Here is a 14,825-nt window from a genome sequence, read left to right as displayed (position 1 = left end):
TTCCACCTTATGGATAATCAACAGGCGTGATATACATTATAAAAAGAAAGGTGAACTTCATAAGAGATGAAATTTAGAAGCATTAAATCGCGTACACTTGCCTCCCTGCTTCCTACGTTTGTGATTGTTCTATTATTCACCACAACATTTACGTATTTCTACAGCTCATCTTTGATGAACCGACAAATCGAAGCCAAGATGAATGAGCAATTGCAAAATCTTGCATCTACTATTGAAAAAAATCTGATTGCTCACAAGAAAATCCCTGAATTGCTCGCCCGTAGCCTGGAGTTTTCCGCTCACTCATTCACAAAAGAGCAATATGAAGACATACTAAAAAATGCACTTGGCTCCAATAATGAGACATTTGCTAGCGGCATCTTTTTCGAACCTTATAAATATCGTCAGGACGTAAAATACTTTGCCATGTATGCCTTTAGAAAAGACGGAAAATTTGAAGTATCAGACGAATTCAATAGTACTGAATACGATTATCCAAACATGGACTGGTATAAAACAGGAAAAGCCAGCAAGCAGCCAGCCGTCTATACTGATCCGTATTTTGACACGGTGACTAAAACCTCGATGCTCACTGTCAGTGTACCATTTTATAATAAAAATCATGAATTTCTTGGGGTAATTACATGTGATGTTGATTTATCCAGCCTGCAAAAGCTTGTCGGCCAGACAAAGGTCGGCGAAACAGGACGAGCGTTCCTGCTTGATAGCAAAGGAATCTACCTGGCCGATGCGGACCCGAACAAAATGATGAAAACAAACATCAAGAACGATCCGAATGCTTCACTGGCCCAGGCCTCCTCACATCTGCTGTCTGAAGAGAGCGGAATGGTTACTTACACGGATGAAAACGGATTAAATCGAATATATTATAAAAAAGTTCCAGAGAACGGCTGGATCCTTTCTCTCGTCATTCCAGAAAATGAGATGTTTTCTCCTGTTCGTTCGCTTGTGAATGCACTCATTGCAGCTTCTGTGGTCGCAATCATCATTGCTGTTGTTATCATTCTGTTATATAGCCGCTATATCATACGAAACATTACACGTGTTAATGAATTATCGGGAATAATGTCCAGCGGAGACTTTACACACCACATTGAAATAAAAACCGAAGATGAGTTCGGGCAAATGTTCCGCAACTTCAATTTCATGAATGACACGCTGCGAGAGACAATGGGACAAATCGCTTCCCATACTCATCATGTGGCTTCTACTTCTGAACAATTAACAGCAGGCTCTGAGCAAACAAGCAAGGCAGCAGAACAAATTACGGAATCTATGTTAGAGGTTGCCAGCGGTACTGAACAGCAGACTACTATCTCAGAGGGTGCAAGAAACGTCGTGTCCGAGATTATGGATAGCATGGATCAGATTGCTGAAGGCATACAACAGATGAACGAACGCTCCATGGTAACCGCCGAGAAAGCTGAACACGGAAATCGGAACGCCAAAGAAGTAACCGGGCAGATGAATCATATTTACCAGCGGGTAGAAGAGTTAACAGGTGCCGTACACTCACTTGAGAAAAAGTCGGAAGAAATCGACCATATCGTGGCGCTTATTACATCTATTTCCGAACAAACGAATCTACTGGCCCTAAACGCGGCGATTGAAGCAGCCAGGGCGGGTGAGCATGGCAGAGGATTCTCAGTCGTAGCGGACGAAGTACGTAAACTGGCCGAACAATCGACACAATCAGCCAGTCAAATCAGCCAGCTTATTACTGAGATTCAGCAAGAGATGCGCCATGCAGCCGAAGTGATGAACGAAACAAATACAGAGGTAAAGCAAGGGATTGAGATGGCGGATAGCGCTTCCGGCTCGTTCGAAGACATACTCGAAGCAGCAGAGGAAGTGTTTGCCCATGTGAAGGATGTAAATCGTGTCGTACTGGAAATGGATGCGAAAAAGGAAAAAATGACAGAAGCCGTAAGCCAAATCGCCCGCATTTCTGAACAAACAGCAGGACTAACCCAGGGCGTGGCAGCAGCGGCAGAAGAACAAAATGCTTCCATGGAAGAAATTGCATCTGCTTCGCTTACACTCACTAAAATGGCTGAAGAATTAAACGATGTAATGGGCAGATTCAAAGTCTAGCTATAACAAACAGGGCGGAAACTATATCCCGCCCTGTTTGTTCGCATTTACGTATTTTCAGCATATGCTACGCTTCTTTCTCTGCTTTTTTCTTAAGCGCAAGATGAGTAATAAATTCAAAAATTACGTTAGAAGCGGCATTCGCTGTAATCTGGCCATGATGAAAGTACGAACTCCACAGAAACGCGGGGATTCGAGTGAGTCTGTCTCTCACGAGTTTTTTGTTCTCGCTATATCTCACAAAGCAAAAACCATGCCATTATGTTTATATAATAAATGTAAGGAAGAAAACAAAAGATATTGGCTATGGGGACACCTTCCTATTTTTTAGTCATTCACCCATTCAAGAAATGTTTCTTCGTCAATGACTTCAATACCAAGCTCATTTGCTTTCGCCAGCTTCGAGCCTGCCGCTTCACCGGCAACGACTAAATCCGTCTTCTTGCTCACACTGCCTGATACTTTGCCCCCGCGGACCTCAATTAATTGTTGCGCTTCCTTGCGGGTCACTTTCTCTAACGTACCGGTCAATACAACCGTTTTACCGGAAAACGGCGAATCTGTCTTGACCTCCTCCAAACGCGGACCCTTATATTCCATATTCACTCCAGCCTCGCGCAACCGATTGATCGTCTCTGTCACTTCCGGCTTATCGAAATATTTCACGACACTTTCCGCGATTTTCACTCCGATCTCATGAATAGAAATAATCTCTTCTTCTGTAGCCTGCTGTAGCTTCTCCATCGTTCCAAACTGCTGTGCCAATAGGCGTGCCGCTTTTTCGCCAACAAAACGAATACCGAGTCCGAACAGCAGTCTCTCTAACGAATTATTCTTACTCGTCTCGATCGCCTTCAGCATATTATCGACCGATTTCTCTCCCATCCGGTCTAATCCAAGCAATACTTCCCGATCCAAATAATAAAGATCAGCCACACTGCGGATCAACTCATGCTCATACAATTGAATAACGACCTTTTCTCCTACGCCGTCGATATTCATAGCATTGCGGGAGACAAAATGAATGATCCCTTCACGAATTTGTGCAGGACATTGCGGGTTAATACAGCGCAAGGCCACTTCCTCATCCAGACGAACAAGCTCACTCGCGCAGGCCGAACAATGGGTCGGCATATGATATGGCTGCTCATCACCGGTACGCAGATCTGTCTTGACTGCTACGACTTCCGGGATAATATCACCCGCTTTCTTCACCACAACATGATCTCCAATCATGATGCCCTTCTCCCGAATAATGTCTTCATTATGCAGCGACGCCCGCTGCACCGTCGTACCAGCCAAGCTTACCGGATCAAGGATAGCCGTTGGCGTAACCGCACCGGTGCGACCCACTGTAACTTCAATATCGCGCAGGATGGTCACTGCTTCTTCTGCAGGGAACTTGTAAGCAATCGCCCAGCGTGGAGTCTTTGCAGTAAAACCAAGCTCCTCCTGATATGCAAGACGATCCACTTTTACTACAATACCGTCAATGTCATAAGCCAGATTGCTTCGCTGCTCCTGCCAGCCTTCTATAAAGGAAATAACCTCATCAATACCTTCACATACACGACGTTCCGGATTCACTTTGAAACCAAGCTCATCAAGCATGTTCAATGCTCCGCTATGCGTATCGACCGGCAATACATCCTCGCCGACCATAGAATACAGAAAGATATCGAGTGAACGGGATGCCGCAATCTTCGGATCAAGCTGGCGCAAGGAACCTGCTGCCGCGTTGCGCGGATTGGCAAATAGCGGTTCTTCCCGCTCTGCACGTTCCTTGTTCAACCGCTCGAACGCTCGGCGTGGCATAAAGGCCTCTCCACGTACATCGAGCGTGAGCGGCTGCTTCAACCTAACCGGAAGCGATCGTATAGTACGCAGATTTTGCGTAATGTCTTCTCCTGTGCGGCCATCTCCCCGGGTTGCACCACGCACAAGTGCTCCCTCTTCATAACGCAGCGAGACAGCTAATCCATCGATTTTCAATTCACACATGTAACGAATCACACCGTCAACTCCAAGTCCTTGCCGAACCCGGCGGTCAAAGTCGCGTAAATCCTGCTCATCGAATGCGTTACCCAGACTGAGCATCGGAGTGGTGTGTTCAACCTTCTCGAAAAACTCCAAAGGTGGTCCCCCCACACGTTGGGTTGGGGAATCCGGCGTGAGCAGCTCAGGAAATTCGCTTTCAAGGCGAATCAGCTCCTGCATGAGCCGATCCCATTCATGATCGGAAATTTGCGGGTTATCTTTCACATAATATAAATAGTTGTGTTGTTCGATAATATGACGCAGTTCTTCCACCCGCTGAATAGCTTCGTTTCGATCCATCTGTTTCCCTCGCTTACCTTTAGATAATCGGAAAATGAAAAGTTTTTCCTATACTTTTTTAATCGGCGCAAACTTGGCTAGCAATTTCTTTAATCCGGTTGGATTCGGAAATGCGATCGTCAACTCCAAATCCTGTCCGCTCCCTTTAATAGATACAACTGTACCGGTGCCCCACTTGCCATGTGCAACCTTATCACCGGCCTTCCAATCCATCGTCTCTGCACCTTGTCCGCTTGAAGCCGTCGATGCTACGCCTGTCGGTTGTTGCGAACGCATCGATACGACTCCGCTGCGCTGCTGTGGCTGTGCCATCCGCCCGGCACGAGATGCCAGCCTTTCCTGCACTGTACCTTCCGATTGAATGAGGTGTTCAGGAATCTCTTCAATAAAACGAGATGGTGCATTCATTTTGGTCTGGCCGTATAGCGTTCGCATCAGCGCCCTAGTCAAGAATAGCTCCTGTTCAGCCCGCGTAATACCTACATATGCAAGACGACGCTCTTCCTCCATCTCGACTTCTTCAAGAAGCGCTCGGGAATGAGGGAAGATACCTTCTTCCATTCCGGCCAGAAAGACCATCGGGAATTCAAGCCCCTTTGCACTGTGCAATGTCATCATGACGACTGCATTGCCTTTGTCTTCTTCTGTTTCATCAAGCTTGTCAATGTCAGCTACAAGCGCAAGATCAGTCAGGAATGCCACAAGTGTCTTATCCTCATTGGTACGCTCAAATTCCATCGTAACGGAAAGAAATTCCTCAATATTCTCGATACGGCTGCGCGCCTCAAGCGTGCCTTCACGCCGCAATTCCTCCCGGTATTCGGTACGCTTGAGCACCTCTTCCGTCAATTCCGTCACGCTAAGGTATTCCTGCATGCTTTCCAGTTCGGCAATCAGGCGAGCAAATTTCACCACCGAGTCAGTGAAACGTGCGCTTAGTCCTATCTGATCCACTTCCTGGATGGCCCTGTACATAGAGATACCTTGCTGGGCCGCATAGGTCGCGATTTTCTCCACTGTTCCCGCACCGATACCTCGCTTCGGTACATTGATAATCCTGGTCAGGCTCAAATCATCATCCGGGTTGGAGATTAGACGTAAATACGCCAGCATATCTTTAATCTCTTTGCGATCGTAGAATTTCGTGCCTCCCACGATATTGTACGGAATGCCTGACTTGACGAACACTTCCTCTATTACACGGGATTGTGCATTCGTTCGGTACAAAATCGCCACATCACGATATGTACGTCCGCGATCCACCGCTTTCTGGATTTGGTCGACAATATAATATGCCTCCGAATGTTCGCTGTCTGCTGTATAGTAACGGATAGCGGCTCCATCATCGTTTTCTGTCCATAGATTTTTCGGCTTGCGACCAAAATTATTACTTATTACTTTGTTAGCAGCTTCGAGAATTTTCTTCGTGGAACGGTAATTCTGCTCCAATAATATTGTGCGTGCATTCGGATAATCCTTCTCGAAGTTTAAAATGTTGGTAATGTCAGCCCCCCGCCAGCGATAGATGGACTGATCAGAGTCTCCGACCACACAAATATTTTTATGTCCTGCCGCTAACATTTTCACTAGCATATATTGCGCCCGATTCGTATCCTGATACTCATCAACATGTATGTAGCGGAATTTCTTCTGATAGAATTGTAATACCTCTGGCATTTCTTCGAACAATTGAATAGTTTTCATGATCAAATCATCGAAATCAAGTGAATTGTTACTTTTAAGCTTTTTCTGATACAAGGTATATACCCGCTGAGCCACCTGTTCCACTGGCCCCATAGCTATATCTCCATATTGCTCTGGTGTCTTCAGTTCATTTTTTGCTGTGCTCATGAACCCCAGCACGGCTCGCGGATCGAATTTCTTCGGATCGATATTCAAATCTTTTAGGCATTGCTTAACAACCGAGAGCTGATCGCTTGAATCCAGAATCGTAAAGTTGCGGTTATACCCAATGTGATCAATATCACGCCGCAATATGCGCACACACATAGAGTGAAAGGTCGAAATCCAGATATCTTCGGCATCTGGCCCCACAATCGCTGAAACCCGATCTTTCATCTCACGGGCAGCTTTATTTGTAAAAGTAATCGCTAGAATGCTCCACGGTGCTACGTTTTTTTCGCTCAACAAATACGCGATGCGCTGCGTCAGCACCCGCGTCTTTCCACTGCCTGCTCCGGCTAGGAGCAAAAGTGGCCCATCCGTTGCCAGTACGGCTTCCTTCTGCTGCGGATTCAGTCCTTGCAGCGCGTCTTCTCCATTTATAAACAAGGCGGACAACTCCTTTCCCATGCAAACATTTCTTTGTCATTATAGCAAACATTCATTCCTATTTGTCCGCCGATTTCTTCGTCAATTTTCGACCGTACTATCTTCCAACGGACTTAACCGCCTTTACCGTGGCTAATGCTTGTGTTATGTCTTCATAGATGATATTCCCGATCACGACAGTATCGGCCCACTGTGCCATCTCTATTGCCTGCTCTATGCTGCGAATCCCTCCGCCATAAAAAACTCTGCTGTTATGTACAACCTTCTGCGCCGCCTGTACAAGGGCTGGATTTCCATAGCTCCCGCTGAATTCAATATAAAGAATAGGAAGCTTCAGCATTTGATCCGCGAGACGGGCGTAAGCTTTCATCCCTTCCTCCGTAATATTGGTACGGCTTTCAGTCAATTTCGCTACCGCCGAATCTTCATTACCGACCACATATCCTTCCACAAACACTTCATCCCATTTAATAAACGGACCATGTTCCTCCAATCCTTTTACATGCATATTGAAAATCCATTCCGGATTTTGTGCGTTCAGTACCACCGGGATAAAGTATGCGTCAAAGCCTGGCACAATAGCGTCTACATCGGAGACTTCCAGCACACAAGGCACGGCATACCGACGGATCCGACTCAACAAATCAATCGTATTATCAAACGTTATATTTGTCGTACCTCCGACAATAATCGCATCGGTGCCTGATTCACATACGGCTTCAAGCATTCCGTCATCTATTTCTTTGTCGGGATCCAGTTTAAATATGTGTCGCCATTTATCCATGTCCATCGTTTCTTTCCTCCTCTTTGCCGTGTAATCCTGCTTTCACTTGTTACGCATTACCATACAAAAGAAAGCACCTGTCTTCCAGTTTTGCCTGAAAAACAGGTGCATATCGCTCTTTATCCCGTCTTAACGGGAAAAATCCCTCACCGAGTGAAGGTTTCACCTTATGCTTTTTTCTTATCGTCCAGCCGCTCCAGCGCCGCCATATATCCACCATTACCATAGTTAAGGCATCGTTTCACACGGGAGATGGTCGCCGTGCTTGCACCGGTCTCTTCTTCAATTTGACTGTATGTTTGTTTGTCACGCAACATCCGTGCCACTTCCAGGCGCTGCGCCATCGACTTCATTTCATTTACCGTGCATAAATCATCAAAGAATAAATAACAATCTTCCATCGAATCCAATGACAGAATCACTTCAAACAGCTGTTCCAGCTCTTTGCCTTTGATTTTATCCAATTGCACCGACTTTCCCTCCGTTCCGGGCACACTACTCTTTCAGCAAGTACCGCTTTACATTATTTAAGAAGTAAAGCATGAGCTATTTTTATAATATGAAATTCACCACAGTTTGACAAGGAAAACGTTTTCCGGTAAAACAGACGTCCGCTACTCGAACGTCAGATGCTCAGCAAACGAAGGGGTGGTCGGAACAACATTCACCCATGTTGTTCCCGGATACATCGGCAGCTCAGCGCCGTCCTGATAGGCACGAATCGCTCCGTCCCTGCGCTCCCATGTTATCTTACGCGCCTGCCCTCGTTGGAAGAGATAACCTTCGCCAGGTCCTACGGTATCAATTTCCAGACGACCTTCACCATCAAGCGTACGGTGTCGCGCCGCAATAACGAGCACATTCGTCGCGGTCAATTGTTTACCTGTTTCCTTATCCATATGCGGTTTACCTGCCGTGAGCCGCATATATTGTTTTGTATTCGGGTCGTACTCGTACCCGGCTGTATTCCGTTTAGAATACCGCACACTTATCTTAGTTCCCGCCTCCCCTTGTACAACATCCTCTTCTTTCATAAATGTGAATACAGGCACATCCCCACCCAGGTTGTATCCTTTTTCGGACGCTCCTTTACGCAGCTTTTCAATGCTTGTATACAAATTATGCGGTGCCTTGCGTGATTTGTCACGCCAGTACGCTTTCGGATAAGCGTAAATCTCATCCATGTCTGCATAATTTCCATTGCGAATAATGCTAAGCGCAGCGACGCTGCCGCCTGCATGGGACATAATAGCGTCAAACCCTTGTCCAATCTCGATATTATAAGGACGAATGCTGCGCACGGGACCAACAATCTCCGGCGAATGGCTCTGATAAAATGCCATAAAACGCGTAATTAGCCCTTCTTCCAGCATCTCGTATACCATATCCGCCTTGTCCAGACCGGATTGAGGTCTTGCTTTGTTATGATTATTAATCATAACCATAACAACCCGGTCCGTACTCTGTACCTCCGCCGGCAAACCGGTCAGTGGCGCTGTTATTTCCGGTACCTGGTTCTGTGCTTTTTGTACCGGAACAGCCTGATTATCTTGTGGCGTAGGTTCAGCTTGCCTACTGCATCCTGCAACTGTTGCAGCAAGCGCGGCTGTCAGCAACAATGCGGCTGTTTTCTTATATGTCATATTTCCCCTTCTTTCTCGTAATCTCTTATCCAAAAAAAAACGTCTTCCTATCTATTATGTCGGAAGACGGCCTGTCATACTCTATAAAAATCGATTATATATGAAAAACCACGCCTGTTGATTGGGTATAGCTTATATACCTGCACCAAGCACAAGGGATGGCCTAGTGCCCGCCCAGGTACGCCATTTTTATTTGATCGCTCTCGTTCAATTCACTGGCTGTTCCAGAAAGAACGACGCGTCCGGTTTCGATAACATACGCACGATTGGCGATGGAAAGTGCCATGTTTGCATTTTGTTCGACAAGCAGGATTGTTGTGCCCGTCTGGTTAATCTCTTCAATGATGCGGAAAATGGTTTTCACGAGCAGCGGTGCAAGCCCCATCGAAGGCTCATCCAGCAGCAACAGCTTCGGTCGCGCCATTAACGCCCGGCCCATTGCAAGCATCTGCTGCTCCCCGCCCGACAGCGTACCTGACAGCTGTTTGCGGCGTTCCAGCAAACGCGGGAACAACTCGTATACCCTCTCGAAATCCTGACGGATACCATCTTTATCCTTGCGCAGGAATGCGCCCAGTTCAAGATTCTCTTCTACCGTCATATTCGCAAAAACGCGGCGCCCCTCAGGTACATGTGAAATACCTTGCTTTACGATCGTCTGGGCTGCTTTGCCTCCAATAGGCTGATCCATATAGGTAATGCTTCCCTGCTTCGGCTTCAGTAAACCGGAAATCGCTTTAAGCAGCGTACTTTTTCCTGCTCCATTCGCACCTATCAGCGTTACGATTTCCCCTTGATGAATCTCAAGCGATACACCTTTCAATGCTTGGATATTGCCGTAATATACATTAAGCTCTTCTACTTTTAACATTAGGAAACCTCCTCGCCGAGATACGCTTCGATAACCTTCGGATTGTTTCGAATATCCTCCGGCGAGCCTTGCGCGATTAATTGTCCATGATCAAGCACATAAATTCGCTCACATACCCCCATTACAAGCGGCATGTCATGCTCAATGAGCAAAATTGTCAGGTTGAATTCTTTACGAATAAAAGCAATCAAGTCCATTAATTCTTTTGTTTCCTGTGGATTCATGCCTGCCGCCGGTTCGTCAAGCAGCAATAGCTTTGGATGTGCCGCTAATGCACGGGCAATTTCAAGTCGACGTTGCTGTCCGTATGGAAGGTTTTTGGCTGCCTCATCCTTCAAACCATCCAGATTAAAAATTTTGAGAAAATCGATCGCTTTCTCCTCCATCTCCTTCTCTCCTGAGAAGTGGGAGGGCAGACGTAGAATCGAGCTTAGGATCGAGTGCCTAGCCAGCGAATGGTATGCAACCTTTACATTGTCAAGCACCGACAAGTCGCCAAATAGCCGAATGTTCTGGAATGTTCGGCTAATGCCTTTACGTGTAATTTGGTACGGTGCCAATCCGTTCAGCTTTTCGCCGCCAAACGTAATCTGACCTTCCGTCGGTACATATACACCGGTAAGCAAATTAAAAAATGTCGTCTTACCTGCTCCATTCGGACCGATGAGTCCGATCAGCTCTCCCTGATACAATTCTACATTGACACCGGATACGGCTTTCAATCCGCCAAACTGTATGCCAACGTTGTCTACTTTAAGCAGCGGTGTGTTTGCCATCCGGCTTCCCTCCTTTGATGCCATTGCGTTTCTTTGTGAAAAAATGCGTAATCTCCTTCGTACCCATCAATCCCTGCGGGCGATAAATCATCATGACAACAAGCACAAGGCTGTAAATAATCATCCGTGTCTCTGGATAATCCTGTAGGAAGGTAGAAATAACCGTCAATAATATGGCAGAAATCACCGCACCTGACATGCTTCCAAGGCCACCCAGTACGACAAAGATTAAGATGTCGAACGATTTAAGGAAACCAAAGTTCGTCGGCTGAATAATATAGAAGTTGTGTGCGTATAACCCACCGGCAATCCCCGCAAAAAACGAACCAATGGCAAATGCGACGACTTTATAATATGTTGTATTAATGCCCATAGCATCAGCTGCAATTTCGTTTTCCCGAACAGAAATGCATGCGCGGCCATGCGTAGAATTCGTAAAGTTTACGATAACGATAAGCGTGATGAGAAGGCAGACGAAAAGCGTCGTCCAGTCTGTCATATGAGAGACCTGCATTCCACTGGCCCCGCCCACATAATCAATATTCAGAAGTGTAATGCGGATAATCTCTCCGAATCCTAATGTTGCAATAGCCAGATAGTCACCCTTGAGTCGCAGGCTCGGAATACCGATAAGCAATCCGGCGAATGCAGCCACAACACCACCTGCAATAAGCGCCACACTAAACGGCAAATGTAATTTCATTGTAACAATCGCTGAAGCGTACGCTCCAACAGCTAGAAATCCGGCATGACCGATGGAGAATTGACCGGTAATACCAATAATGAGATGCAAGCTTACCGCAAGGATAATGTTGATGCAGATAAAATACAACGTATTCTCATAAAATTTGTTAAGCATTGATGATGATAAGAGCACCTGTACCACGATATAAACAACAACTGCCAGGAGAATGGATAACCAAAAACCTTTTGTCTGCTTTTGTTTCACTTCTTTCACCTACACTTTCTCCCTGATGTTCTTGCCAAAGAGTCCGGAAGGCCTGAAAATCAGAATTAAAATTAGGACAACAAAAGCGACTCCATCCCTCCACAGCGAATAGCCAACAGCACTTACTAACGACTCTACGACACCAAGAACAAGTCCACCAACCATCGCCCCCGGAATAATACCGATACCGCCCAGCACCGCCGCAACGAACGCTTTAAGTCCGGGAATAATCCCCATTAGCGGTTCGATTTTGACATAATAAATTCCAAAAATAACGCCTGCGGCACCTGCAAGCGCCGAGCCGATGGCAAACGTCGCAGAAATGGTATTATCTACGTTAATTCCCATCAGGCGGGCTGCTTCTGCATCGTATGAAACCGCTCTCATTGCTTTTCCTGTTTTTGTTTTATGAACGATAAATTGCAGAATAATCATCAGTGCAACGGAAACACCCAGAATGAGAATAGACTGACTGTTGATGGTCACCCCGAGAATCTCGAAGCTTTTGCTTGGTAGTACACCAGCAGGATACGCTTCCGGTTGCGCCCCTCTCACATAAATCGTTCCATATTCGATAAATAAAGAAACACCGATAGCCGTAATTAACGCGGCAATTCTTGTCGCATTTCGTAATGGCTTATAAGCAATACGTTCAATCAGGACACCGAAGATGGCGCAAATGATCATGGCCAGCAGCAAGGCCGGGAAAAAACTCAATCCCATAACCGTTATCGAATAAAAGCCTACAAAGGCCCCTACCATAAAGACGTCGCCATGGGCAAAGTTAATGAGTTTAATAATCCCGTAAACCATCGTGTAACCAAGAGCAATGAGCGCATATATACTTCCAAGTGAAATACCGTTTATAATCTGCTGTACTATTTCCATGACTGTACTCCCCCCGGATAACACTTTCGCGCAATACCGCGGTAATGCATCCCATAAAATTCTGAATGGGGGGCAAGCCCCCCATTCTTTTACTTCCTGTTTGTTTATGGATTTATTTTCGCCGCAAATTTTTGTGTACCGTTCTCGTATTTCAGAATGGTAGCCGCTTTAATCGGATTATGTTGCTCGTCTACCGTAAACTTTCCAGATACAAGTGGAAGATCTTTCGTTTGTGCCAGCGCATCTTTAATCTTCACAGGCTCGAGGTCCCCAGCACGCTTCAGGCCATCCGCCAGGAAATATACGGAGTCATAGCCAAGCGCATTGAAGCCGTTAGGCGATTTTCCACTGTATTTTGCTTCGAATGCTTTAACAAAATCTTTAATTTTCGGATCTGGATCATCGGATGCGTAGTGAGCAATCGTATACGCATTGTTCAATGCGTCTTTTCCTGCCAGTTCAACAAGCGTCGGAGAATCCCAGCCGTCTCCACCCATCAGCGGTGCTTGAATTCCCATCTCACGGGCTTGCTTGATAATAAGGCCAACCTCTTCATAATATCCAGGGATGAAGATGAAGTCAGGATTAGCCGCTTTAATACGTGTAAGGGTGGCGCGGAAATCCGTATCTTTTGCTACATACGCTTCTTTTGCTACAATCTTGCCGCCGTTTCCAGTAAACGTTTTCTCAAAGGCTGCTGCCAGTCCTTTTGCATAGTCGCTCGCATTATCCGCGAAGATAGCCGCATTGCTCACTTTCAGCTCTTTGGAAGCGAAGTTGGCTGCTACTGTGCCCTGGAACGGGTCAATGAAGCATGTACGGAACATATAATCCTTCACCTTACCATCTTCACCTACCGTAATTTGTGTATTCGTTCCAGATGGGGTGATAACTACGGTTTTGCTATCTGTAGCGATATCTGATTCTGCCAGTACGGCTCCGCTCGTAGCCGGACCGATAATCGCAGTTACCTTCTCCTGGCTTGTCAGCTTAATCGCTGCATTGGTTGATTCAGCCGGGTCCGACTTATTGTCGACTTTTACTACTTCGAGCTTCTTCCCGTTAATTCCGCCATTTTTGTTAATTTCTTCGACGGCCAGATCAATCCCCTGACCGGCAGATTGTCCATAGGAAGCAGTACCACCGGAAAGCTCCAGATTTGCTCCAATCTTAATCGTATCACCGGACGCACCCTGGCCGCCTGAACCCGCGGAGCCTGTATCTTTTGCTCCGCCACAACCTGCCATCATTCCGGCAGATAGCATGAGCGATAAGAAAATGCCTGCCACTTTTCTCTTCTTCATCGAGTAACCCCCATTTTTGAATAAAATAAATTATTTCGTACAAGCGTTTATTTATCTTGCTTCTAAACCAACCCTCCTTATCACATTCATCTAAATTGATTGACCAATAAAATTCTTTCCAATAAAGAAATTATTCTGAAAACATTCTACCTTATTCTTACGCTTTCGTCTAGTAATATAGTAATTTGTTTTTTTAAAAAGTATACCTTTTTTCACAAGCACTTCCTTACCCATACCATACTTAGAAAAACAATAACAAAATATTGCTTTTCTTTTACAAGTTTCTTGATTCGTTAACTTATTTTCCAGTGAAATACAGAAGCGAATATGTATATTCCTTTGTTCTTTTCACATGATAAAGAACGAGATGAACAAGCTTTTTGTGGAGGAGTCAGGTGAAAAATGAAAAAAAATGTAGGCTTATGTGACGCATTCATTCGCATTACACTTGGACTTATCGGCCTTTCTTATAGCACTGCCCGTATGGCGCAGCGTCCGTACGGCATGTCACCCTTCATTATCACGATTCTAAGCGCGATAAAAATTGCGGAAGGAATCACCCGTTTCTGTCCGCTGCTCGCCATGCTCGGCATAAGCACGGAAAATGAAGACGGAAAACGTCCATACCGTATTTATAGCTATCCGCGTCGCTTCAAATAGTGTGAAGAAAAGCGTACAAAGGAGGAAGCCGACATGGATCGACTCATGTGGGAAGTGGTCAGCGACAATCTGTACGTTATCTTAACCGTAGTCGCTTCCATTATTATCGTAATTTATATGTGGGTTAAATATAACAGCAGACCGGGTGGCCGTTATAAATCATAGCCACAAGCCGAAAAAGAGGAAAAGACAGGTATCTTCTCCTC

At 45.8% G+C, this 14,825-nt stretch carries 13 protein-coding genes; 3 read left to right on the top strand and 10 right to left on the bottom strand.

Annotated elements, in window-relative coordinates; translation table 11 throughout:
• Positions 1–66 precede the first annotated feature (66 nt).
• Positions 67–2,115, top strand: a complete 2,049-nt coding sequence (locus tag HMPREF0083_RS14380; RefSeq protein ID WP_040302859.1) for a methyl-accepting chemotaxis protein — start codon at positions 67–69, stop codon at positions 2,113–2,115.
• Positions 2,116–2,442: 327 nt separating this feature from the next.
• On the opposite strand, the gene ligA is transcribed toward HMPREF0083_RS14380, so the two are convergent.
• The 10 genes from ligA to HMPREF0083_RS14330 form a co-directional block, all read right to left on the bottom strand.
• Positions 2,443–4,452: an NAD-dependent DNA ligase LigA gene (gene ligA / locus HMPREF0083_RS14375; RefSeq protein ID WP_021622212.1), complete on the bottom strand. Its 2,010-nt coding sequence runs from the start codon at positions 4,450–4,452 to the stop codon at positions 2,443–2,445.
• A gap of 48 nt (positions 4,453–4,500) precedes the next feature.
• On the bottom strand, positions 4,501–6,744 hold the full coding sequence (gene pcrA / locus HMPREF0083_RS14370; protein ID WP_040302875.1) for a DNA helicase PcrA: 2,244 nt from the start codon (positions 6,742–6,744) through the stop codon (positions 4,501–4,503).
• A 97-nt stretch (positions 6,745–6,841) separates the two neighbouring features.
• A complete protein-coding gene (pcrB, locus tag HMPREF0083_RS14365; protein ID WP_021622210.1) occupies positions 6,842–7,534 on the bottom strand; it encodes a heptaprenylglyceryl phosphate synthase in 693 nt (230 codons plus the stop codon).
• Positions 7,535–7,695: 161 nt separating this feature from the next.
• Positions 7,696–7,998, bottom strand: coding sequence for a YerC/YecD family TrpR-related protein (locus tag HMPREF0083_RS14360; protein ID WP_040302857.1), 303 nt, complete (start codon positions 7,996–7,998; stop codon positions 7,696–7,698).
• A gap of 144 nt (positions 7,999–8,142) precedes the next feature.
• On the bottom strand, positions 8,143–9,171 hold the full coding sequence (locus HMPREF0083_RS14355) for a DUF3048 domain-containing protein (protein ID WP_021622208.1): 1,029 nt from the start codon (positions 9,169–9,171) through the stop codon (positions 8,143–8,145).
• A 163-nt stretch (positions 9,172–9,334) separates the two neighbouring features.
• Positions 9,335–10,042, bottom strand: a complete 708-nt coding sequence (locus tag HMPREF0083_RS14350; RefSeq protein ID WP_021622207.1) for an ABC transporter ATP-binding protein — start codon at positions 10,040–10,042, stop codon at positions 9,335–9,337.
• A complete protein-coding gene (locus HMPREF0083_RS14345; protein WP_021622206.1) occupies positions 10,042–10,818 on the bottom strand; it encodes an ABC transporter ATP-binding protein in 777 nt (258 codons plus the stop codon). Before HMPREF0083_RS14345 ends, HMPREF0083_RS14350 begins: the two co-directional genes overlap by 1 nt.
• A complete protein-coding gene (locus HMPREF0083_RS14340) occupies positions 10,796–11,767 on the bottom strand; it encodes a branched-chain amino acid ABC transporter permease (RefSeq protein WP_040302874.1) in 972 nt (323 codons plus the stop codon). The genes HMPREF0083_RS14345 and HMPREF0083_RS14340 overlap by 23 nt, the downstream gene beginning before the upstream one ends.
• A 9-nt stretch (positions 11,768–11,776) precedes the next feature.
• Entirely contained in the window at positions 11,777–12,655 is an 879-nt protein-coding gene (locus HMPREF0083_RS14335) for a branched-chain amino acid ABC transporter permease (protein WP_021622204.1), read from the bottom strand.
• Positions 12,656–12,759: 104 nt separating this feature from the next.
• Positions 12,760–13,959 carry an ABC transporter substrate-binding protein gene (locus HMPREF0083_RS14330; RefSeq protein ID WP_021622203.1) on the bottom strand — a complete coding sequence of 400 codons (1,200 nt, stop codon included), beginning with the start codon at positions 13,957–13,959 and terminating at the stop codon, positions 12,760–12,762.
• Positions 13,960–14,361: 402 nt separating this feature from the next.
• On the opposite strand from HMPREF0083_RS14330, the gene HMPREF0083_RS14325 reads away from it, so the two are divergent.
• A complete protein-coding gene (locus HMPREF0083_RS14325; protein ID WP_021622201.1) occupies positions 14,362–14,619 on the top strand; it encodes a YgaP family membrane protein in 258 nt (85 codons plus the stop codon).
• Between the two features lie 33 nt (positions 14,620–14,652).
• Entirely contained in the window at positions 14,653–14,784 is a 132-nt protein-coding gene (locus HMPREF0083_RS29775) for an EYxxD motif small membrane protein (protein WP_021622200.1), read from the top strand.
• The last annotated feature ends 41 nt before the right edge of the window (positions 14,785–14,825 follow it).

Origin of the sequence: Aneurinibacillus aneurinilyticus ATCC 12856 (assembly GCF_000466385.1) — a bacterium.
Lineage (GTDB): Bacteria > Bacillota > Bacilli > Aneurinibacillales > Aneurinibacillaceae > Aneurinibacillus > Aneurinibacillus aneurinilyticus.
Note: the sequence above shows the minus strand (reverse complement) of the source record. Positions and strands in the feature narration are given on the sequence as shown.

Excerpts from the sequence above, each read along its gene's own strand:
- HMPREF0083_RS29775 (WP_021622200.1), top strand. The coding sequence starts at position 14,653 with ATGGATCGACTCATGTGGGAAGTGGTCAGCGACAATCTGTACGTTATC.
- HMPREF0083_RS14335 (WP_021622204.1), bottom strand. The coding sequence starts at position 12,655 with ATGGAAATAGTACAGCAGATTATAAACGGTATTTCACTTGGAAGTATA.
- HMPREF0083_RS14380 (WP_040302859.1), top strand. The coding sequence starts at position 67 with ATGAAATTTAGAAGCATTAAATCGCGTACACTTGCCTCCCTGCTTCCT.
- HMPREF0083_RS14355 (WP_021622208.1), bottom strand. The coding sequence starts at position 9,171 with ATGACATATAAGAAAACAGCCGCATTGTTGCTGACAGCCGCGCTTGCT.
- HMPREF0083_RS14350 (WP_021622207.1), bottom strand. The coding sequence starts at position 10,042 with ATGTTAAAAGTAGAAGAGCTTAATGTATATTACGGCAATATCCAAGCA.
- HMPREF0083_RS14345 (WP_021622206.1), bottom strand. The coding sequence starts at position 10,818 with ATGGCAAACACACCGCTGCTTAAAGTAGACAACGTTGGCATACAGTTT.
- HMPREF0083_RS14325 (WP_021622201.1), top strand. The coding sequence starts at position 14,362 with ATGAAAAAAAATGTAGGCTTATGTGACGCATTCATTCGCATTACACTT.
- ligA (WP_021622212.1), bottom strand. The coding sequence starts at position 4,452 with ATGGATCGAAACGAAGCTATTCAGCGGGTGGAAGAACTGCGTCATATT.
- HMPREF0083_RS14330 (WP_021622203.1), bottom strand. The coding sequence starts at position 13,959 with ATGAAGAAGAGAAAAGTGGCAGGCATTTTCTTATCGCTCATGCTATCT.
- pcrB (WP_021622210.1), bottom strand. The coding sequence starts at position 7,534 with ATGGACATGGATAAATGGCGACACATATTTAAACTGGATCCCGACAAA.